The organism is Rothia terrae (genome assembly GCF_014705925.2).
GTDB classification, from domain to species: Bacteria; Actinomycetota; Actinomycetes; order Actinomycetales; family Micrococcaceae; genus Rothia; species Rothia terrae.
The window spans coordinates 260,425-281,254 of sequence record NZ_CP061539.1; the positions used below are offsets into that span (position 1 = coordinate 260,425).

The window sequence follows — 20,830 nt, forward strand, 5'->3', positions numbered from 1 at the left end:
AGCCCCGAGCCAGCTGGCGCGTACGGGCGTCCTGCTCACTCGCATCCGTTCATGCCTTGAACCGGCTTAAAACGCGTGAACCGGCGGTTGGCTACCGCCGGTTCACGTAAAAAACGCCGGGTCAGCGACGAGAAGGACGTCGGATCCAGTAGCTGGCTCGGGGCTGGCAGTTAGGGGAGGCTGCTGGCTCCGGCGTCCTGATGGGCGCGTAAGCTAGCTGGTCCCCTTTCGCGGCAGCCCTTGATACGAGCAAGCAAGGTTAGCTGAGCTTGGTTCCGCGAATCAGCTTCTCGTTGGTGAACTCGAGCAGGCCCCATTGGGTGAGCTCGCGTCCGTAACCTGACTTGTTGATGCCGCCGAACGGCAAATCAGCCTGGGTGACAACGTGTTCGTTGACCAGCACCATGCCTGCTTCAATCTGGTCGGCTACTTCAAGGCCGTGGTCCATATCGGCGGTCCATACGGATGCCTGTAGGCCGTACTCGCTGGCGTTGGCGAACTTGATGGCTGCTGCCTCGTCCTTGACCTTGTAGACAACCAGTGCAGGGCCAAAGAGTTCGTTGCATGAGAGGTCGTCGTCAAAGTCAACGTCGGTGAGCAGCGCGGGGCTCATGAACCAGCCGGGGCGATCCAGCTTCTTGCCGCCTACGTGCAGGGTTGCGCCGTCCTTGACTGCCTGCTCGATGCGCTCTACAGCGTCATCACGTGCTGATTCTGAGGACAACGGGCCCATCTGAGTCTTGGGGTCATCGGCATCGCCCACCACAAAGTTTTCAACAGCGGTTTTGGCTGCCTCAACGAACTCGTCGTAGATATCCTCAACCACGATGATGCGCTTGGGTGAGGTGCAGACCTGGCCTGCGTTGGAGAAACGCAAACCCGCGAGGGTTTCAGCTACCTTGCCAACGTTGTCAACATCGGATAGGACGATGGCGGGGTCGTTGCCGCCGAGCTCCATGACAGACTTCTTGAGGTTCTGTGCTGCTAGCTCGGCAACCGCAACACCGGCACGCTCTGAACCGGTGACGGATGCGCCCTTCACACGGAAGTCTTCCATGATCTGCTTGACGTCCTCGGTGTTGAGGTAGAGGTTCTGATAGGCGCCCTTGGTCAGACCAGCGTCCAGTAGAACTTCTTCGAAAGCTGCTGATGAAACGGGGCAGATAGATGCTTGCTTCATGAGAATAGTGTTGCCCACCAGCAGGTTGGGTGCTGCAAAGCGTGCTAGCTGGTAGTAGGGGAAGTTCCACGGCATGACGCCCAGCAGGATGCCCAGCGGGTCGTGACGCACGAAGTTTACGGGTGCGCCTTCAGCGTTGAGAGGTGAATCTTCAAGGTGCGCCGGGCCTTCGGTTGCGTACCAGTTGAAGATATCCACTACGAGCTGGATTTCTGCCAGTGCCTCTTCGCGCGGCTTACCCATTTCGCGTCCGATAATCTCAGCAAGTTCGTCCTTGCGAGCGTCGAAGCCCTTGGAAGCTGCCGAGAGAATCTTGGCGCGCTCTTCTACGGAGTTGGTCTTCCAGGAGAGGTAAGCCTCGTGTGCTGCATCGATGATGCCGGGAATGTCGCTGGACTTCAGCGAATCAAAAGTCTTCTCAACTTCACCGGTGTTGGCGTTGGTCAGTGCGTAGGTGCTCATTGCAACCTCCTTTGAATCGTGCACATTTTTATAAGCGTGCTTTTTATTAACTCTAACACGATGAGACCGCAGGTCAATGAGATCACCGGGTAAAACGGTGCGCTGACAGCATAGAAGTAGCAGACGCGTCGGACTAGGCGGACGCGGTGTTGGGCGGGTGGACGCGGCGTCCGGCCAACGCACGCGTCCGCTCACCCCTTGAACCGGCGGAAAACACTTGAACCGGCGGTTGGTTATAGCCGGGTCAGCGCCGCAACAACGCGCGTCCTTGATTTCGGTATCGGAATTTCGGTACTGGCTGAACAGCTTGTGAGCCGCGCATCATCGTGTCTAAGCTGAGACCGATAAAGCTCACGAAAGGATTTACACCCATGAACGAAGACATTCCCCAGGTAACCGTTGACCAAATTCCCCAAGGCGCAAAAATTTTGGATGTGCGCGAGGATTACGAGTGGCAAGAAGGCCACATCGAGGGCGCACAGCACCTGCCGCTGGGCGAGGTGCCCGAACGTTACGGTGAAGTTCCGCTGGACGAAGACGTCTACGTGATCTGCCGTGCCGGTGGACGCTCGCTACGTGCCGCCGCCTACCTAAACCAGTACGGTTTTGACGCCATTAACGTCCTCGGTGGCATGGGTGCGTGGCAGGACGCGGAGCTGCCCATGGTTTCTGAAAACGGAGAAACCCCGCAGGTGCGCTAAAGATCAGCATGCAAAGGTAAGCCCCTCAGCTTTCAACTGTTGAGGGGCTTAATCTTAATTTTTAGTCTTAAAAGTAAATAACCTAGAGGCCACCCGCACTGTGTGGTCTATTTATAGGTATGACTTCATACCCCGAAAATAATGTCCCCCTTCAGCCCGAGCAGAACCCCGCGCAGGGGCAGCCCTACGGTCACCCGCAGCAGAACAATGCCCCGTTGGTCGATCCCGGTATTGAAAAAGATCTGAAGAACGCTAAGCTCTACGGCATCCTCTCCATCGTTTTCAGCGCTATTTCACTTCTTATCTTTGGCTTCCTCTCACTGCCCGGTCTGATCGCGGGCATCATGGGTCTCAACCTCAGCAAGAAACTGCAGGCATCTGGTATTAACCCCGGCAATTCAAAAACTTTGAGCATTATCGGCGTTGTTCTGGGCGCTATCGCGGTAGTTTTCTGGATTATTGGTATTGTCCTCACCGTCATGAGCTAAAACCTCATCATGAGTTTCGCTGTCACCACACTTTGGTGACAGCGCGGTCTTGAACAAGGCAACAGGCACTCGAACCGGCTAGTATATTCTGGTGGCTACTTTTCCTCGTCACGCTTCTTCTCCTTGCGAGCTAAGAAGCTGGCGAGGATTTTTTATGCCTTCCACTGTGCGGCGTCAGGATGCGGGCGCGCGGGTAGAGCACGGGCAGTTAGAATTTGTGGGTGAAGTTCAACGATGGCTACTCCAGCAACGGCGTGATGTACGAGCCCTACAGCTCAACTGATTTTCCTTTCGACGCCGACTACCCCAACAGTCGCGGCGCCCAGTTGCACGCCTGCGTCCTTGAGGCTGAGATTGACTGTGCCGATGCCTACCGGCTAATCTCTGCCGGTTCTGTGTACTCGTTCTGGCTGGATTCGGCGCGTGAAGAGTCACCGATGTCACGCTACTCGTACATGGGCGTTGTGCCTGATGAGGCAACGGTTCTACTGGACCGGAACGTAGGTGAGTTCTACGGTGAAGACGCTCCGGGGGAGCACGCTATCTACGAGTTTGACGGGACGGGTAGGGAACTTTCGCGCAACACCGGTAACGCTGCGCGAACACTACGCACTTTTTTGTCGTTTGCCCCGAAGGTAGTGGATGCTCCCGCCGAACTCTCGCAGGCACTGTTGGGTGGCTACGTGGGCTACTTCGGCTATGAATTTCGCGCGCATACTGAGCCCGCCTCGCCAGTGAAGCATCGGTCAAACACCCCAGACGCGCTGTGGATGCAGGCGGTGCGCTACATGATCCACGATCATGAGAATGGAAAAAACTGGCTGGTGGGCGATGAACAGTGGCTCGATGAGATTGAGCCGGCTTTACAGACGCACGCTGAATCAGATGAAAGCGTCGTGGCGCAGGGGGATCGAAACCCCTTATCAGGGCTCGTTTTTGTTGCGCCAACGCGTGAGAGCTACACAGATGACGTCCGCGAATGTCAGCGCGAAATCTTTGAGGGCAACAGCTACGAAATCTGCCTGACCGCGCAAACCCGAGCACAGGCATCCAACCCGGTGAGCAAAGAGGACGCGCTCGCCACCTACCTTGCGCAGCGCCAGCACAACGCTGCCCCCTACGCAGCCTTTATGCACTGCAAGGATTTCTATATCCTGAGCTCATCGCCCGAACGATTTATGTCCATCAGCCCAGACAGGCAGGCAGAAACCAAGCCCATCAAGGGAACCATTGCACGTTCTGCTGATCCGGCTGAGGACGTCCGCCACGCACAGTGGCTGAAAAACGACCCCAAAACTCGCGCCGAAAACCTTATGATTGTGGACCTTCTGCGCAACGATTTATCGCGCGTGAGTTATCCAGATTCTGTGCAGGTGCCTGTGCTTATGGGCGTGGAGTCGTACTCGACCGTGCACCAGCTGGTCTCAACGGTTCGGTCACAGGTGCGACGCGACGTTCACCCAGTTGATGCTGTGCTGGCGTGTTTTCCAGGCGGTTCAATGACGGGGGCACCCAAACCGTCGACGCTGGATATTATCGACCGGCTAGAAGGGCGTGCCCGCGGCGTGTACTCCGGGGTGCTGGGCTTTTTCTCGGAAACCGGGGCGGTGAACCTTTCCATCGTTATCAGGACGCTGGTGGCCGCCGCATCCGGCGAGGTGACACTGAGTGCGGGCGGGGCAATCGTAGCTGACTCAGACCCGGACGCCGAGTACGACGAGATGGTCACCAAGTTGCGCGCCGCCCTACCGCTGGGCGTAGGGGAGGTCGCCGCGTCCTAGGTGCGGCTGGGTACCCTGGCGCTTTGTACACTCTTTCTCTCTTTGTACACGGAGAATCGGTGTACGCGGAGAGAAACAGTGTACAAAACGGTGTGCTACTTCTTTGCGACGTACAGCGCGCCGGCAATCATCGGAATCTGCATGGGCAGGCGGCGCAGGCGCTTGGCGTCGGTGTCGATAAGACCGGGAACATCAATTCCCTCGGTGTACTGGTAGACGTTGGCGGGGAAGACCGCCACGAAGAGGGCTGCGGCGCCGAGGCCGGATGCGCGTCGTGCACTAGGTGCGGTGAGCATCGCCAAACCCAGGGCGAGTTCAGCCACGCCGGATGCGTACACGGTGGTCTCGGGCTTGCCCGGCACCCACGGCGGAACGATGGATGCGAATGATGGTACGGAGTCTTTTTTGAAGTGCAGGGCACCCATGAAAGTCAGGCCTGCACCCATTCCTAGGCGGGTAAGTTTCTGACCGGTGGTCTCGGTGGGGTCTTTCTTAAAAGGATTCATGTTTTCCATGCTACGCCTACTGACTGACCTGCCAACCCCTCCGAGATGCCACTTTGACCCCGATTTCTGCCCAAAACCCGGGTTAAAGTGGCGGTCTTGGCGTCATGAAAAACACCCGTGCTACCCACTACACTAGAAAACATGACTAACCTCTCTGAAACTCTCCCCATTGAAGAAGCACGCGAACGCCTGCGCCAGCTGATCTCAGAACTCGCTGTGGTGCGCGGCAAGGTGACCCTCGCGTCCGGCAAAGAAGCTGACTACTACGTTGACCTGCGCCGCATTACTCTGCACCACGAGGCATCACGCCTGGTAGGTCAGGTCATGCTTGACCTGCTTGATCAGAACGGCATCGAGTTCGACGCTGCCGGCGGCCTCACCATGGGCGCTGACCCCGTAGGTCACGCGATTATGCGCACCGCAGGCGACCAGAACCGCGCTATCGACACTTTTGTAGTGCGTAAAGCGCAGAAGTCCTACGGTATGGGTCGCCAGGTTGAAGGCCCCTCAGTTGAAGGACGCCGCGTCGTCGCCGTTGAAGACACCTCAACCACCGGCGGTTCCGCGCTGACCGCTGTTGAAGCACTGAAGAAGGCGGGCGCAGAAGTTGTTGCCGTTGCCGTCATCGTTGACCGCGCAACCGGCGCTAAGGAGCACATCGAAGAAGTTGCGGGCGTCCCCTGCTTCTACGCGTACTCCAAGGACGACCTCGGTCTCGATTAAAGAAAATTCTTGAGTGAGAACGCTGCCGGTAAACTTATCGGTGGCGTTTTTACTTTTGGGTGAGGGTTATGAATTCAGAAAATTTTGAGCAGGACGCGGCGCAGCAGTCCGTCGAAGCACAGGCAAGCGCCGAGCAGGTTCCCGGTGAGGTCGTGGCAGAGGCATCGGAGAAGACTTCTGCTGAGGCTAACCACGTGATTGGTGTTGGCCCTTGGGAGGGCGAGTGGCCTTCAGGTGACCACTGGGATGAGGAGCTTTTGCGCGAGGGCGACCGCCGCAACGTGGTTGATAAGTACCGCTACTGGAGCATGGACGCGATTATCGCTGACCTCGACACGCAGCGTCATGAGTTTCATGTGGCAATTGAGAACTGGCAGCACGATCTGAACATTGGCACCGTGGTGCGCACCGCCAACGCGTTTTTGGCGAAAGAAGTGCACATTATTGGTAAGAAGCGCTGGAATCGACGCGGCGCTATGGTGACCGATCGTTACCAGCACGTGCGTCACCACCCCACGATTGAAGACTTTTTGGCGTGGGCTGAATCCGAGGGCGTTACCGTGATTGGTATTGATATCTTCCCGGATTCCCAGCAGCTTGAAACCTACGACCTTCCCGAAAAGTGCGTGCTGGTTTTTGGGCAGGAAGGCCCCGGTCTTTCCCCTGAAATTCATGAGGCAGCGCAGGCTACACTATCAATCGAGCAGTTCGGTTCGACGCGGTCCATGAACGCCGCGTCCGCCGCTGCTGTGGCCATGCACGCCTGGGTACGACGCCACGTCTTCGGGCAGAAGGTTAAGTAGGACGCGCGTCCGCCGCCCGGCTACTCGCAGGCAGCTTGTTGCACCCCGCAACCACCGGCGTCCTACCCGACTACCCGGGGAGACTACAAAAGTTGCACTGTGACCACAAAACTCTCAAAAACACCTCAAAAAACGGTGTACTTTGAGAGTTTCGTGGTCACTATGAAGCAAACGTGGTCACCTGCGCAGAACCGCATCATCGACAACCCCTAACCCTCATAACCGTGCATTCGACGCACGATTTTGAGGGTTTTGCTCTCATTACTGTTTTGCTCATCAAGCAAGAGGTATACCCTTGCCAAGGATGTAAATACCCGAGCCCGCCATCCAAACGAAACGAGGAAGACTGTGCCGCCTAACGCGCAAACGCATCCTAAGAAACTTTTATTTGCCCTACTCATCCCGCTGTTTATGGCACTTGTCGCGGTGTCTGTTGTCAACGTGGCGCTTACTCCCATCGGCAGTTCGCTGGGCGCATCATCAAGCCAAACGCAGTGGGTTGTCTCGGGTTACGCGCTAGCTTTTGGTGTGCCGCTGGTTGCCGCCGGACGCATCGGGGACGCGACGGGCCGCCGCCGCGTCTTTATCACCGGCATCGCTTTCTTCACCGTGGGCTCTTTGCTCAGCGGCCTCGCCCCTAACGCCGCGCTTCTCATCGCCGCACGCGTCCTGCAAGGCCTCGGCGCAGGCTTTTTGAACCCGCAAACAACCGGCATCATTCAGCAGAACTTCTCGGGGCAATCTCGCGCCCGCGCGTACGGAATGTTCGGAACCACGGTGGCGCTCGCCGTGATTGTCGGTCCGGTGCTGGGCGGATTCTTGCTTAAAATCTTTGGCGATTCACTGGGCTGGCGCATGATGTTCTTGCTCAACGTGCCTATCGGTCTGCTAGGTATCATTCTGGCTTTGCGCTGGATTCCCGCTGACCGCGCGCAACTGGCAACTACCAAAGATACCGCCACAACAGCGTCCGCCACCCCTGTTCGCAAGCGTCTGGATCTTGACCCCGTGGGCATGGTCTCCCTTGCGGTTGCGACGTTCGCGCTGCTACTGCCTTTCGTGCAACGCACCTTCACACCGGCAAGCTGGGTCATCCTGGCGGCGGGCATCGTACTGGTTCTCTTCTTCGTGTGGTGGGAAAACCGCTACAAGCGTGCAGGTAAACCGCCGATGCTTGACATGGATCTGCTCAAAGAACCTGCTTTCCGCAACGGCATTTTGATTGTGACCCTCTACTTCTTGGGCAATACGAGCGTGTGGCTGGTTATCCCGATTTATGTGCAGTCGCACCTGCACGGTAGTGCCCTGCTGGCTGCACTTATTGGCGTGCCATCGGCGCTTCTATCTGCTTTCGCCGCGCCGTGGGCTGGCAAGCGCGTGTTGGCCGCTGGCCGCCGCATGATGCTTGTTGGCTTTAGCTTTTCCATGCTCGCTATCGCGTCCACTCTCGTGCTGATTACCTGGGTTGATAACGGCACTTTGCCGGTGTGGACGCTTGCCTTCCCGCTGTCTTTGCTGGGCATCGGCGGCGGTCTGACGATTTCGCCCAACCAGACGCTGACGCTTAAATCCATGCCGCCGGAGGTGAGCGGTGTTGCCGGCGCGGTGATGTCGCTCGGTCAGCGTATGGGCACCGCTGTTGGTACGGCGCTTATTCCCAGCATCATGTTCGGACTGGTTGAGGCTGGTTATCACTGGAACATTGGTTTCATCGCGGCGTTTAGCGCGATCTTCCTGATGCTGGCAGCCGGCTTGTTCTTTACGGTCATGGATCGTCGCCGCGAGGTTCGAGAGGACGCGCGGGCTTAACCGCGTAGTGACCACAAAAGCGTCAAAATACTCCGAAAAATGGGTATATTTTGACGCTTTCGTGGTCACCTTGCCACTATGCGGGATGAGCGGAGGCGAGCAGGACGCGTGCCGGCTGGGCTACGCGTCCGCTAGATTATGCACCGGGCCAGGGCTTTGCCATAAGCGGGGTCTTTTGGGTGAGTCGGTACATGAATGCAGCCATGACGTCGCGAGTGACGGGATCACTGGGGCGGAAAGTGCCGTCACCGTAACCGCGTGTCACACTCTGATCTTTGATCCATGCAATTTCTTTTTGAAATTCAGAGGTACGAGTGTCAGGGAAGCCACTTGTGCTGTTGGTGGCGGGGCTGCCCGCTACGCGATACATGAAAGCCGCCATGGACTCACGGTTAATGGCATCTTCTGGACGGAAGGTGCCATCGCGATAACCTGTGGTGATTCCCACGGACTTCAGCCAAGTGATTTCTTTGTAGAAGACGTGGTTGGTGGGAACGTCGCTAAACGGTGACTGGGCGGGCGGTGTGAACTTGGGCGATCCCGCGAGGCGATACATGAATGCAGCCATAGCCCCTCTTTCAACGTTGGCGAGGGGACGGTACTGACGTCCTGCCGGGATTGACCAGCCAGCGGTGACACCAGTGTGTGCTAGCCACATGGTTTCGTTGTAGAAAGTGTCACCTGCTTTGAAGTCAATGAAAGATACAGGAGCTGGTTGCTTTACACTGGCAGACCACGCGAATTCGCTCTTCTTGGGCGCTGCGAGCAGGCCGTTCGGTCCGAACTTTTGCAGGGTTCCGATGTGCAAGAAACGCTGATTGCTAACGCAGGCGGTGGAGTTTTCGAAGAAGACTGCTTCTGCCTGGCAGTTGCCGTCGGCGCGGGTTTCGTAGCCTGCGCGCTCAAAGCGCCATGCTGCGGTTGCTAGGCGAAGCTGGCCGGATGCGTCCTCAAACGCGTTGGAGCCGCCGGGGCCGCCTAAGCCCCAGGTCGCATCGTTAGAAAGCACGGGGGTGTGGCTGACGCGTCGGCAGGGGCCGGTTGCGCTGTCACATTCTGCGTAGCCGGTGCGGTAGTCAAGAGTTGAGTACTGGCTACCGGAGTAGAAGAGATAGTGCTTGCCCTGCCACTGAACCATGGAGGGATTTTCAATCACGCTTTCTTCCCAGGTTTGGGTGTCCCAGGTGCCGGTCTTTTTCATGACGCTGGTTTCGAGCAAGCTACGCTGTGTTGAGCCTGCTGCCCAGCCGGTGCCCGAGGAGTTAAGCTCGCGCACCCAGAGGTTGGTCTTGGTGGCTTTGGATGCGTTGCCCTCGTTCTTCCAGTAGAGGTAGAGCTTGCCGTCGGCGTCCTTGTAGAGGTCGGGGTCGATGGCGCCGGCGGGATCGTCTGAGCAGACGAAAGGTGTTGATGAGGTGTCGAAGAAGGGGCCGGTGGGCTTATCGCCTTGAGCTAGACCAATGCAGAAGCGGTTGACGCCGTTCACTGTTGAGGTGGTGCGTGCTGCGTACGCCATTACGTACTTGCCGTTTGCTGCCTTTTCAACGGAGGGCGCCCAGATGTCGTAGCACCCTGAAACTGAGGTGTTGCATGAACCCTGGCGCATTGCCCATTTGCCGGGGAGTGCGAGGGCGTCATTGTAGTAGTAGTCGCCAGCGTTGAGAACCTGACGTCCGTCGGGGCTGGTCTTTGGCGGGGTGTAACGCTGGTTGGTGGTCCAGTTTTTGAGGTCTTTGGAGGTAATCAGCGGTACGTTGCGTCCGCCGCCGGTGGTTCCATAGGCGTAGTAGGTGCCGTTTTCTGCGTAGACGTTGGGGTCTGCGAGGTCGCCGATGGTGATGTTGTTGCCCGGTACCCACTGCCCGGTGGTTACGTAGGGTTTGTTGGGAACAATCCAGGGGCCGTCAGGGTAAGCATTTGCTGCGGGAGCTGCTGTTAGAAGGGTGAGGACGCCTGTGAGGACTGCGATGAGCCAGCGCCTGAAGGTGCGCGCGGGGGAGGCTACAGAAGACATAGGTTCTGGTCTTTCATGTATAAGTGGGGGATGTGTTGCCTGCTTTTTCGGGTCAAACCCCGATGGTGCACAGGCAACGTTTAGAGTAGCACGCGATTGTAGCCAATTCTGTGCTTTGTCCCCTATCTAGCCTATGCTTGTTGTGCATCCAGTTCGCGGTCTTTAGGTAAGAGGTGGCAGCGGCTCTCTTGGTCAAACATCCCTCAACCGCAACACTTACCACGCTGAGAATCGTTAAAAGCATCAAAAGTGTGAGTTTAGGTGCAAATAACCTGTTATACACCTGTTATTAAGTGGGTTTATGTGCGATTTTTTTGAGGAAAACCCCTTGGGTTTACCCCTAACATTGGTAGACTTGTAAACAGGCACGACGCACGCGCCCGCCACGACAGGTAAGCGCAGGCGTCCTCAACTACACAGACCCGCCACCAAAGGGCGGGCGAAAAATCCAATTCAAGGAGTCAGCATGCCTATTGCAACCCCGGAAGTCTACGCAGAAATGCTCGACAACGCGAAGAACAAGGGCTTCGCGTACCCCGCAGTTAACGTCACCTCATCACAGACCCTGAACGCTGCAATCCAGGGCTTCGCAGAAGCTGGCTCAGACGGCATCATCCAGGCTTCAACCGGTGGTGCAGCATACTGGTCAGGTTCATCCAAGAAGCACATGGTAACCGGTGCTCTTGCAATGGCAGCATACGCACGCGTTGTTGCTGAGCAGTACGACGTTAACATCGCACTGCACACCGACCACTGCCCCCAGGACAAGCTGGATGAATACCTGCTTCCCCTGCTCGCAGAGTCAGAAAAGGCTGTTGCACGCGGCGAAGACCCCATCTTCAACTCACATATGTGGGACGGTTCAGCCATCGCACTGAACGAAAACCTGAAGATCGCTGAAGACATTCTTGCTCGTACCAACAAGGCAAAGATCGTTCTCGAGGTTGAGATCGGTGCTGTTGGTGGCGAAGAAGACGGTGTTGAGGGCGCAATTGACGACTCACTGTACACCACCATTGCAGACGCTCAGCTGACCGTTGACTCACTGGGCCTCGGTGAAAACGGCCGTTACATGGCTGCACTGACCTTCGGTAACGTTCACGGTGTTTACAAGCCCGGTAACGTTCACCTGCGCCCTGAGCTCCTGAAGGAAATCCAGGACGCTATTGGTCAGAAGTACGGCAAGGATAAGCCCTTCGACCTCGTCTTCCACGGTGGTTCAGGTTCAACCGATAAGGAAATTGCTGACGCTGTTTCATACGGTGTTATCAAGATGAACATTGATACCGACACTCAGTACGCATACACCCGCCCCGTTGCAGATCACATGATGCGCAACTACGACGGTGTGCTCAAGGTTGACGGCGAAGTTGGTAACAAGAAGACCTACGATCCTCGCGTATGGGGTGCTGCTGCTGAAAAGGGTATGGCTGCACGCGTTGTTGAGGCTGCAGCTCAGCTCGGTTCAACCGGTACCTCACTCGGCAAGTAAAGCACGGGAGCCCCTACGGGGCTCGCAAGAGTGCTTTACTTGCTTCGAGCACAGCGAAGCGGCGAGAAGAGGACAGGCGGCGTAACCGCTCCTCAGATAAGCACTTAATTTGCTTTAGATCTCTGTAAAAGGGCGTTCTCCTAATTATTGGGGAGCGCCCTTTTGCATGCCCGTGTATTTGTTGCTGTGCCTGCGTCCTAGGTGCCGTAACTACGCCAGAACCTTTCAAAACTCGACACTTTGGGGTCGTGTTTTGAAGGGTTCTGACGTAGTTGTCATTGGGGGTGGAGTTTCGCTTGGTGGTGCCCTCCGAGTAGTCTGAAGGAGAGTTCTAACAACGACTAAAAGGAGCATTAACCATGTCACTTGCCGGTAAAAACCTGTTGGACGGCCCCGCGCCCACCTACCTGCCCGAAGAAGCCGAGGTAAAAACTGCTCTTGCCTCTGACGCATCCGCTGCTGAGGTGGCGCAGAAGTTCCCCAAGTCTTCGTTGGCGTGGGCAACTTTGGCTGAGCAGACGCTGGCTGAAGGACGCTTGATTGAAGGGTACGCGTTTGCGCGGGTGGGTTACCACCGCGGGTTGGACGCCCTGCGCGGCAATGGTTGGAAGGGCCACGGACCTATTCCGTTTGATCACGAGCCTAATCGCGGCTTCTTGAAGGCACTGTACTTGCTGGGCAAGGCAGCGGATGAAATTGGTGAGGCCGATGAGGCGGAGCGCATTGAGAAGTTCCTCGATGACTCTGATCCCACTGCGCGTAAACAACTTTTATAGGTTGTCTGATTTTGTTTAAAATTCGACACTTCGGTCTGACTGGGTGAAATATCCTCAATGTTGTAATTATCAAGCAAACTGATTAACTTCGTTGCTCAGTTCGCTTATGTTTGCGACGGAAAGGAAATATCATGCGTATTCAGACTAAGCTTGCAACCGCAACTGCAGTAGGTGCACTCCTGTTCACCGGCGTCCCCGCAGCAACCGCTGCCGACGCCGTGGCACCAGAGGCTCCCGCGGCAGCCCCGGCCTGTCATGCCCCAGTGCTGAAGACTTCTCACTGAGCGCACCCTCGCACACCGAGGTTGGCGGTAAGCTGCTTGATAAGCAGATTACCTTCGGCGCTTACTGGGATGGCGGTAACCTTCCTGCTGAAACTCAGGCGACCTTGACTGCAGGTCCCGCTGAGGTCACCCTGCTCAACGGGCAGACTTACACTGCTCCCGTTGTAGCTGGTGGCTCAATTAGCGGTGTGTTCCCCGGCGGTGGTGCAGCGTTTGCGCCCAGCTTCCGCCTGGACAACTCATCAGCTAAATCACTCGGCGGTGCAACCGATAAGGATCATGTCACTAAGATTTCATATCCTGTGACTGAGAGCGGCAACTTCGGTAGCTGCACCTACACCGTTGAAGGTACCGCGAACTCCAAGTTCAACGTCACCTCCATCAACTTGGTTGACAAGCAGTAATACGACTTCGCTTTCCTCCTGAGGAAAGTTGAGCCGAGAAAGGCGGGTCATCGCATACGCGGTGGCCCGCCTTTTGCGCATATTGACGGCTAACCAACCGTGCTCACGGGTACTCGCCAGGGGAAGCGGGATGTGATGAAGAATGAAAGCGCCACCAGGGCAAGCGTTGCCAGAAGAAGATTCACAAATCCCTCCACAGCCAGGAAAGTCACCAAGGAGATAATCAACAACGCGAAATACGACCACATCGCCCAGTGCTTCACCATTTCATGATCGGGCTGGTTGTTGAGCTGATTTTTGTTTTGCCCGTAAATCACCAAACCTGTAAACAGCATCGTTGTAAGAAACGCCCACGGCTGAGGGATAGGTGGAGCAAGCATAATGGCAATAACAGGGAGGGTCAAAAGCACCCTGCCAACCCAGGGCATGCCTGTGACCAGATGATACTCCCGCCCCTCAGGGGTGCGCTTAATGGAGCTCGTCAATGGCATCTGCACAAAATCACCTCTTTGTGTTGTGTCTATCCATTGTATCTTTAGAACGGCCAATAGTGCCTCTGACTAAGGCATTTACTCGTGGCACGCACCCATAAGTTTGCGCTCGCGAAAGATAATTGCCGCCCGCGCAAAAGCCTTGTTCTTCTGTACGCTGGGCCCGCAATCGCACGTTTCTTATGCATTCGTCCACTCTGCCCGCCAAGGAGTAGAGTGTACGAGGAACCTCCATCAATGGCGATAGGAAAGGAACGGTGCAATGCGCATCAGTATTCCCCGTGAAATTAAGCCCGGCGAACAGCGCGTAGGCGCAACCCCCGACGGTGTAAAAGCTCTCATCGAAGCAGGGCACGAAGTCTTTATCGAAAAGGACGCTGGCAACGGTGCCGGCTTTACCAATGAGCAGTATCAGGACGCCGGCGCGCAACTGGTATCCGCTGATGAGGCCTGGGAAAAGGCCGAGCTGCTGGTCAAGGTTAAAGAACCTATCGAATCGGAATACAAATACTTTCGCGAAGACCTCACCCTCTTCACCTACCTACACCTGGCAGCCGAAGAAAAGCTCATCAAGGCACTGCTGGACGCGAAAACCCGCTCCATTGCCTATGAAACAGTAGCTGTGGGACGCGCCCTTCCCCTTCTTCTGCCCATGTCAGAAGTTGCAGGACGCCTGGCGGCACAAGCATCCGCCCAGTACCTGCTCAATAGCCAGGGTGGCCCCGGCATGCTTCTGGGCGGCGTGCCAGGTGTTGCACCGGCACGCGTCGTTGTGCTCGGTGGCGGCAACGTCGGCACCCAGGCGGCACTGCTGTCAGTGGGACTCGGTGCTGAAGTCACTATTCTTGAAGGCTACAGCCCGCGCGTTCGCGAGCTCTCCAGGCAGTTCGGCTCAACCGCGCGCGTACTCACCAGCACCCCGGCGAATGTTGAACGCGAAATTCTGGATGCCGATGTTGTTATTGGCTCTGTGCTGGTTCCCGGCGCTAAGGCGCCTAAGCTAGTGCGTCGCGAGCACCTGTCAAAGATGAAGCCCGATACCCTGCTGATTGACGTGGCGATTGATCAGGGCGGTTGTTTTGAAACCTCGCATCCGACCACCTATGATGACCCGATCTACGAGGTAGACGGCATCCGCCACTACTGTGTTGCGAATATGCCCGGTGCCGTGCCGCGCACCTCAACCATTGCGCTGACGGATGCGACGCTCGCGTACGTTCTCAAGCTGGCAGCCGGTATTGATGAGGCACTGGCTACTCACGATGATCTGGCGAAGGGCTTGAATACCGATGCCGGTAAGATCACGCACCCCGGTGTGGCAGCGGCTTACCCGGAGCTCGCGTCCTAACCTGATTTCACACTGGGGATAGTCCGGCACGGGCTAAACTGCTCCCGAGGTGACCACAGAAACATCACTGTGACCACGAAACCGTCAAAAACCGCCTCAAAAAGGCCTGTTTTTGACGGTTTCGTGGTCACTATGAAGTAAACGTGGTCACCTTTTGCAAGGGCGCGCGGGGACGTGGCACGGCTAACGCATCCGGCATTCTTCGGTTTCGGGGACCTTCACGGCGGTGCCCATAGTCCAGGTGGCGGGTTCGGGAACATGAAAAGTCGGATTCGTGCGCGCAAAACGCTCGGGCACTGCCTTGTAAACACCCATAGCAAAGATGCCGCGCGCGGTGGGCAAGATAGTGGTTTGGCAGGTTGCCAGCGCTGAAACCGATACGGCAAGCACTAAAACCCAGCCTGGAGAGCCGAGCGTCGCATCCTTGAGGGCAAAGAAAACGTCATCGGCAATAGAGGCATTGCCGAGCCCGATAACGGTTGGTGATGCCAGCCCGAGCTTTCCCGCCGCAAGACCTTTGGAGTTTACTGATCCGTGAGCCGCCGGTGCTTGTGCAGACGCGCGAGATGAAGAAGCGTCGTGGGGCGCAAGACCGCGCATGGTGCCTCCAAGCCAAAGAGTTAATATAAAACTTCTTTTATTTTAACGGCTGTGGAGAAAATACTAACGGTAGCTTGCTACCAGAGCACCGCGTCCTTGGGCTTCTCGGCGCGGATGCGGTCTTGCTCTTGCTGTGGGACAGGATAGAACCAGGGCATTGCCTTGAGCACGATAAAGAATGTAATTACAAAAAATAAGAGTGCGGCAAGCACAGCCGACCATAGGTGACGCGGTTCAGCGAAGGACGCCAGCATCCCCACAATGAACAAGCCGACGAAGGTCATGTCGAGCGGTTTAAAGGACGAATACGAGGTGCCGCTTGCCGAAAAGTTGTCCCTGTGGCGTAAGAAATCGTAGAGGAACATAGCACCAAGCACGATAAGGGTGAGCCACCACCAGTTCAAAAAATGAGCAAGGGGGAAGGACGCAAAAACCAGCCCCATTGCCGCCGCAACATCCCACGGAGCGCCCTGTCTGCACTCCACAATCTCGTTCTTTGTCGTTTCAACATAGCGCGGGTGATTACGCATCTCTGCCATGTTTACAGGACTCCTTTCACGTGTCGTTTGAGGTTTATTTATCAGGGTTTAAAGACCCCCCCATCAGCACAGTGGCGGCAAAGTCTGCAGCTACCTAGCCTCTGCCGAGGCGTCCTCGCGCACAATCCACGGGGTATTGAACTTGGCGTTCAGGACGAGCACGACGTAAATTGCCAGAGCAAGCACTAACGCCTGGATCGTTTCGATTGCTTGGTGCCGGATGAGTAGCACAACCACCGGAATGACCACGGCAATATTGACGGCGCTCGAGAGAATGTAGCGCTTGGGATTATTGCGCCTGTCTGTAAAACGCGAATACCCAAAGAGGATGAACTGGCCGCGTTTTACCGACCACCACCACTGCACTGCAAAGCCCACCAAGAAAACAACGAACATTAGAAAGTGCGCGCCATGTTTGGGAATCACCATGAACATCAGCGCGGGAATGTGCACGGTCATGAGCGCCGCATCCAACCAGGTAGGCGCACCGGTGACGAGATACTCGTGCTGACGGCGCGGCGTGAGATTGTGTTCTGCAGAAGCATTGGCGGGTCTCATCGTGCCTCCATGCGGGGGAGTGCCGCGTCCTCGATATGCACTGACGGCACATTGAATTTAGCGTTGAGAGTGAGAATGGCGAATGATGCCACCCCGATAAGCGTCGCTGTTCCAGGGGGGACTTTAATCTGCTGGAAAGTACAGATGAGAAAAAAGGCCGTGACCGCGGAGAGGACGACATAGCACAACACAGTCCTCACGGGTTGAGTTCGCTTATCTATAACGCTACGGGTGCTGGGCTTGGGTTTGCGCACTTTGCTGAGAAAGAATAATGGGGCAAATGCGGCCATAAGAACGAGAAGCGATAGCAGCGGCGAGGCATTATCCATCATCATAATCATCATGATGAGAGGGAATAACCAATACTCTTGCGCAGCTTCGGCCCACGTCTGCGCGCCCGAGGCGATGTAGGCGTGCGGTTCTCTTTCTTTGGCGCGATCAGGGACGCGCGGGGTCGGTCCGGCGGACATCATTATCCTCCTGAGATTGGTTCTTATCTCAGTTTACCAAAGAGGTGAGGAGGCTAGCCGCGGCGGATGCGAGTGAGCGAGCGTACAAAGAGCCGCGGCTAGAAGATATACCGAACCGGCCTCTATGAATAATTGGCGGGCTGGGTTATTGCTGGGCTTTCTGACGTTGCCTCTTGTGTGCTCGCTTGCTCGCACCCGGCAACGTCAGCCCCTCTCACGTTTAACAGTCTGACCTTTACGAGTGATTGGCGGTAGCTCTGCTACTTGCCGTCCCAGCCTGCGCAACCCCACGCGTCCTGCTGGGCCGAGCAGTTAGCGTCCACCAGCCCGGCTTCGGTGCGCCACACCTGAATAGTTTGCGGTGCGGACGCGACCTCATTAACGCCGTTCACCGGCAGCCACGGGCCGCCCTCCACCGAGTAACGTCCGGTGTAAACAGTGGTTACGGATGCCTGATAGTCACCGGTCTGCGTGTACACGTGGGTGGTGGGGGTGGGAACGTCCCATTGATCCTCGCCCAGGGCATACCCCGGGTTGGTGCTGTCCAACGTCTGACCGTCGCCGTACGTGAACGCGAAGCGCGACGGCGTAGCAATAACATCAACGTTGCGACCGTTAATCTGCGTAGTAAAACGCTGCTCCTGCGGAACCGCCCACAGGTTCGTGTTGTAATTCTTGAGCGTGTGACCGTTCACCGGACCGTTCAGTGTTGAAGGCAGGACGTCCAACTTATTGAAATCATCCGCCGTAAAGACAACCGTGAGCTGCTCGGCAGGGCCATCCTCACCCGCACCATCCAGAATCGCGGAGCAGAAGGTGCCACCGCGACTCCACCCCTTCATCTCCTTGGCATTGTTGTAATCAATATGCTCGCCCGCGCCTTTCACATCGGCATCAGCATCCGCATACAAAAGGTTAAGTAGGACGCCCTCGTTCCCGCCCTTCTCACACTTCTTCAGGTTGCAGTTTGCGGACTGCTGCTGGCAAGTCTCACTGAAGGCGTACTGGTAGGGGGCCGGTTCAGACGCGGTGGCACCGGCATCAGATCTTGCAATCTGTTGTTGAACAAGACCCTGTTGCATATCAGATGTTGCCGTGCCCCCACGGACATTAATCTGATTACCTTTAGCGGAAGCATAATCTTCTTTGATGCTCTCTCTAGCCGCAGCTGGGGTAAGCATAGAGATGCCCATAAGAAAAGCAACTAAAAGGAGAGTTATCTTTTTACTCACCGTAAGTCACGCCTTCAATGCCGCTAATTAGCTTCATCTTCCACTGACCGTTTTCCCATTTCAGAGTCAAGAGCTGAGGATTTCTAGCTGTATTGAAAGACTCAATATCTTCCGATTTGGTGCCGTCTCCTTCGTATATTTCTCCAGAAGTCCTCGTGTGTACAACAATCAAATCGTAGAGATTATTGGAAACCGCTTGAAAATCTCCGTCTTGAATCTCGATATCTCTTTTACTTCCCACAGACCAAGCGCCTTCTTGGTAAGCTTCGCGGTACCCTTCGTAAATTCTTCTTTCTTCTTCCATGTCAGAACCAGTTAAAGCTTCAGTTACTGAAGCTGTTTTACCTGTTTGCGTGGCGTAATTTGCGGAATCCACCCAGTACTCCAGGAACGCCTTTGCCCCTTCGAAGGTCTGTTCCTTGGCGACCTCGGGCATGACGGGTTCGGGCACGTTCAGCGCGGGGTGCTGGGCTGTGGCTGGCACGTACTTGCCGGCGTTGAAGTCTGTGCGCTCAGCGTCGGTGAGCGTCACTTCTTGCCCGTTAGCTAGCGTGGGCAAGGCAGTGGCTGAGCTACTTGCCTCTGCGGAGCCAGAGTCTTCTGAGCTAGCTGACGTGCTGCTGGCAGTCGCATCCTTCGACGCATCCGCTGACGCAGCGGCACTGCTCGAAGTCTCAGAGGGCTGGGCCTCAGCGTTGTTCGAGTCCTTGGCGGAGCATCCGGTCAGCAGTAGAGCCGCGATGAAACCGGTGGCAATCAGGCGTGAGGGCAGAGATGAGCGCATAAGGATTCCCCTTTGTTCAGCTCGTGGTTCGAGCGGTGTTGTCAGTGATGTGCGCGTGGTTCGCATATTTGACAGTAAGATACCTCACCTTGAGAGGTTGTTTTTGCTCTAACCTTCAAACCTGTGGATAACTTTGGGGGACACGCCCATTTGCGCTAGTCACACCCCTGCGCAGGGCGGACTTTTTCGAAAAACCTTTGTAATACCGTGTCATATAGGGGCAGTGCCAGCGCTCAACCGGCATCGCACCACCCCCAATAGAAGCCCGATAACGAGGCGCTCGCATCCTGCCCACTCGCCGCCGCAGGTTTCAGAACGTGAACCCTCGCTTCGTCGCATCAACACCTGCCGCCATACACTAAAAGGTATGCATTACACCTTCCTCGGACCGTCCGGAACCTTCACCGAACAAGCTCTACTGAGCGTCGATAAAGCGGCGGAATCCACCCGCACCCCGTCAACATCTGTTCCCGCAGCCCTTGAAAAAGTGCTCGGTGGCGAGGTCGACGCCGCAATGGTTCCCATCGAAAACTCCGTTGAAGGCGGCGTAACAGCAACGCTGGATGCGATTGCTTCAGCTCAGGACGCGCGCATTATTGCCGAGGTGCTTGTGCCGATTTCGTTCGTGCTAGTGGCAGCGCCGGGCACCACCCTCGATGACATGCAAACCATCTCCACCCACACGCACGCGTGGGCGCAGGTACGCAAATGGGCCGAACAGACCGTGCCCCATGCGCACTACCTGCCGGGCTCATCCACAGCTGCCGCCGCGCTAGGGCTTCTCACCAGCGAAAACCCCGGCTACGAAGCCGCTATTTGCTCACCCATTGTCGCCGAGCAGAACCCGCAGTTGGAGGTACTCGCATCCAACATTGGCGACAACAAGCACGCCGTCACGCGCTTTGTGCTGGTGGCTCGTAACCACGAAATTCCTGCGCCCACCGGTGCCGATAAAACCACCCTCGTGGTGCCGCTACCCGAAGACCGTCCCGGAGCGCTCCTTGATCTGCTGGAGCAGTTCTCAACCCGCGGCATCAACCTCTCGCGCATTGAGTCGCGTCCAACCGGTGAATTCTTAGGCGCGTATTTCTTTTCCATTGACGTAGACGGCCACATTTACGACGCCCGTGTGCGCGATGCCCTGCGCGGACTGCACCGAGTCTCGCCCGGCATCAAGTTCATCGGCTCGTACCCGCGTGCCGACCTGCGCAACACTGTCACCGAGGACATCCACCAGGATCCTGCGTTCGACGCCGCCCGCGACTGGGTGGAATCCCTGTTCCCCGAAGGACGCCCGGAGCATCTGCGACACGGGATTTAGCCTTTCGAGGGCATCTCTGGGACGAAATCACCGTTTTAGGTGCCATTTCGCACCCAAAACGGTG

Annotated in this window: 22 protein-coding genes; 12 read left to right on the forward strand and 10 right to left on the reverse strand. The window is 56.4% G+C overall.

Annotated elements, in window-relative coordinates:
* Positions 1-259: 259 nt before the first annotated feature.
* Positions 260-1,642 (reverse strand): NAD-dependent succinate-semialdehyde dehydrogenase, encoded by a 1,383-nt coding sequence (locus IDM49_RS01270; RefSeq protein ID WP_168614446.1) that lies wholly within the window; start codon positions 1,640-1,642, stop codon positions 260-262.
* Between the two features lie 371 nt (positions 1,643-2,013).
* On the opposite strand from IDM49_RS01270, the gene IDM49_RS01275 reads away from it, so the two are divergent.
* The 3 genes from IDM49_RS01275 (at position 2,014) to pabB (ending at position 4,612) form a co-directional block, all read left to right on the forward strand.
* Positions 2,014-2,343, forward strand: coding sequence for a rhodanese-like domain-containing protein (locus IDM49_RS01275; protein ID WP_190724748.1), 330 nt, complete (start codon positions 2,014-2,016; stop codon positions 2,341-2,343).
* A gap of 119 nt (positions 2,344-2,462) precedes the next feature.
* Entirely contained in the window at positions 2,463-2,831 is a 369-nt protein-coding gene (locus IDM49_RS01280; RefSeq protein WP_190724749.1) for a DUF4190 domain-containing protein, read from the forward strand.
* A 221-nt stretch (positions 2,832-3,052) separates the two neighbouring features.
* A complete protein-coding gene (gene pabB, locus IDM49_RS01285) occupies positions 3,053-4,612 on the forward strand; it encodes an aminodeoxychorismate synthase component I (RefSeq protein WP_228008137.1) in 1,560 nt (519 codons plus the stop codon).
* Positions 4,613-4,707: 95 nt separating this feature from the next.
* Here pabB and IDM49_RS01290 read toward each other — a convergent pair whose 3' ends face one another.
* Complete coding sequence (locus IDM49_RS01290) at positions 4,708-5,118, reverse strand: DoxX family protein (protein ID WP_228008138.1); 411 nt, start codon at positions 5,116-5,118, stop codon at positions 4,708-4,710.
* A gap of 141 nt (positions 5,119-5,259) precedes the next feature.
* On the opposite strand from IDM49_RS01290, the gene pyrE reads away from it, so the two are divergent.
* The 3 genes from pyrE (at position 5,260) to IDM49_RS01305 (ending at position 8,453) form a co-directional block, all read left to right on the forward strand.
* The gene (pyrE, locus tag IDM49_RS01295; protein WP_168614449.1) at positions 5,260-5,841 is read left to right on the forward strand and encodes an orotate phosphoribosyltransferase; all 582 of its coding nucleotides are present in this window, start codon (positions 5,260-5,262) and stop codon (positions 5,839-5,841) included.
* A 68-nt stretch (positions 5,842-5,909) separates the two neighbouring features.
* Entirely contained in the window at positions 5,910-6,644 is a 735-nt protein-coding gene (locus tag IDM49_RS01300; protein ID WP_190724751.1) for a TrmH family RNA methyltransferase, read from the forward strand.
* A gap of 348 nt (positions 6,645-6,992) precedes the next feature.
* On the forward strand, positions 6,993-8,453 hold the full coding sequence (locus IDM49_RS01305) for an MFS transporter (protein ID WP_228008139.1): 1,461 nt from the start codon (positions 6,993-6,995) through the stop codon (positions 8,451-8,453).
* A 136-nt stretch (positions 8,454-8,589) separates the two neighbouring features.
* On the opposite strand, the gene IDM49_RS01310 is transcribed toward IDM49_RS01305, so the two are convergent.
* Positions 8,590-10,467 carry a family 43 glycosylhydrolase gene (locus IDM49_RS01310; RefSeq protein ID WP_190724752.1) on the reverse strand — a complete coding sequence of 626 codons (1,878 nt, stop codon included), beginning with the start codon at positions 10,465-10,467 and terminating at the stop codon, positions 8,590-8,592.
* Positions 10,468-10,933: 466 nt separating this feature from the next.
* On the opposite strand from IDM49_RS01310, the gene fbaA reads away from it, so the two are divergent.
* The 4 genes from fbaA (at position 10,934) to IDM49_RS01330 (ending at position 13,423) form a co-directional block, all read left to right on the forward strand.
* The gene (gene fbaA, locus IDM49_RS01315; protein ID WP_168614452.1) at positions 10,934-11,959 is read left to right on the forward strand and encodes a class II fructose-bisphosphate aldolase; all 1,026 of its coding nucleotides are present in this window, start codon (positions 10,934-10,936) and stop codon (positions 11,957-11,959) included.
* Positions 11,960-12,318: 359 nt separating this feature from the next.
* A complete protein-coding gene (locus IDM49_RS01320; protein ID WP_168614453.1) occupies positions 12,319-12,735 on the forward strand; it encodes a DUF3151 domain-containing protein in 417 nt (138 codons plus the stop codon).
* A 131-nt stretch (positions 12,736-12,866) separates the two neighbouring features.
* Complete coding sequence (locus IDM49_RS01325) at positions 12,867-13,019, forward strand: hypothetical protein (RefSeq protein WP_190724753.1); 153 nt, start codon at positions 12,867-12,869, stop codon at positions 13,017-13,019.
* Positions 13,020-13,123: 104 nt separating this feature from the next.
* Positions 13,124-13,423 carry a hypothetical protein gene (locus IDM49_RS01330; protein ID WP_190724754.1) on the forward strand — a complete coding sequence of 100 codons (300 nt, stop codon included), beginning with the start codon at positions 13,124-13,126 and terminating at the stop codon, positions 13,421-13,423.
* An 89-nt stretch (positions 13,424-13,512) separates the two neighbouring features.
* Here IDM49_RS01330 and IDM49_RS01335 read toward each other — a convergent pair whose 3' ends face one another.
* Complete coding sequence (locus IDM49_RS01335; protein WP_190724755.1) at positions 13,513-13,971, reverse strand: hypothetical protein; 459 nt, start codon at positions 13,969-13,971, stop codon at positions 13,513-13,515.
* Positions 13,972-14,176: 205 nt separating this feature from the next.
* Here IDM49_RS01335 and ald point away from each other — a divergent pair, with 205 nt between their 5' ends.
* A complete protein-coding gene (gene ald, locus IDM49_RS01340) occupies positions 14,177-15,262 on the forward strand; it encodes an alanine dehydrogenase (protein ID WP_190724756.1) in 1,086 nt (361 codons plus the stop codon).
* 183 nt (positions 15,263-15,445) lie between these two features.
* Here the strand turns inward: ald and IDM49_RS01345 are convergent, their stop codons facing one another.
* The 6 genes from IDM49_RS01345 to IDM49_RS01370 all read right to left on the reverse strand — a co-directional run bounded on the left by IDM49_RS01345 (position 15,446) and on the right by IDM49_RS01370 (position 19,445).
* Positions 15,446-15,862 carry an APC family permease gene (locus IDM49_RS01345; RefSeq protein WP_190724757.1) on the reverse strand — a complete coding sequence of 139 codons (417 nt, stop codon included), beginning with the start codon at positions 15,860-15,862 and terminating at the stop codon, positions 15,446-15,448.
* Positions 15,863-15,939: 77 nt separating this feature from the next.
* Positions 15,940-16,401, reverse strand: a complete 462-nt coding sequence (locus tag IDM49_RS01350) for a G protein-coupled receptor family protein (RefSeq protein ID WP_190724758.1) — start codon at positions 16,399-16,401, stop codon at positions 15,940-15,942.
* Positions 16,402-16,491: 90 nt separating this feature from the next.
* Positions 16,492-16,959: a hypothetical protein gene (locus IDM49_RS01355; protein WP_190724759.1), complete on the reverse strand. Its 468-nt coding sequence runs from the start codon at positions 16,957-16,959 to the stop codon at positions 16,492-16,494.
* Positions 16,956-17,432 (reverse strand): hypothetical protein, encoded by a 477-nt coding sequence (locus IDM49_RS01360; protein ID WP_190724760.1) that lies wholly within the window; start codon positions 17,430-17,432, stop codon positions 16,956-16,958. The genes IDM49_RS01355 and IDM49_RS01360 overlap by 4 nt, the downstream gene beginning before the upstream one ends.
* Before the next feature lie 257 nt (positions 17,433-17,689).
* Entirely contained in the window at positions 17,690-18,610 is a 921-nt protein-coding gene (locus tag IDM49_RS01365; protein WP_190724761.1) for a hypothetical protein, read from the reverse strand.
* 43 nt (positions 18,611-18,653) lie between these two features.
* Positions 18,654-19,445 (reverse strand): DUF6318 family protein, encoded by a 792-nt coding sequence (locus IDM49_RS01370; protein ID WP_168614462.1) that lies wholly within the window; start codon positions 19,443-19,445, stop codon positions 18,654-18,656.
* A gap of 367 nt (positions 19,446-19,812) precedes the next feature.
* On the opposite strand from IDM49_RS01370, the gene pheA reads away from it, so the two are divergent.
* Positions 19,813-20,766, forward strand: coding sequence for a prephenate dehydratase (gene pheA, locus IDM49_RS01375; protein ID WP_190724762.1), 954 nt, complete (start codon positions 19,813-19,815; stop codon positions 20,764-20,766).
* The last annotated feature ends 64 nt before the right edge of the window (positions 20,767-20,830 follow it).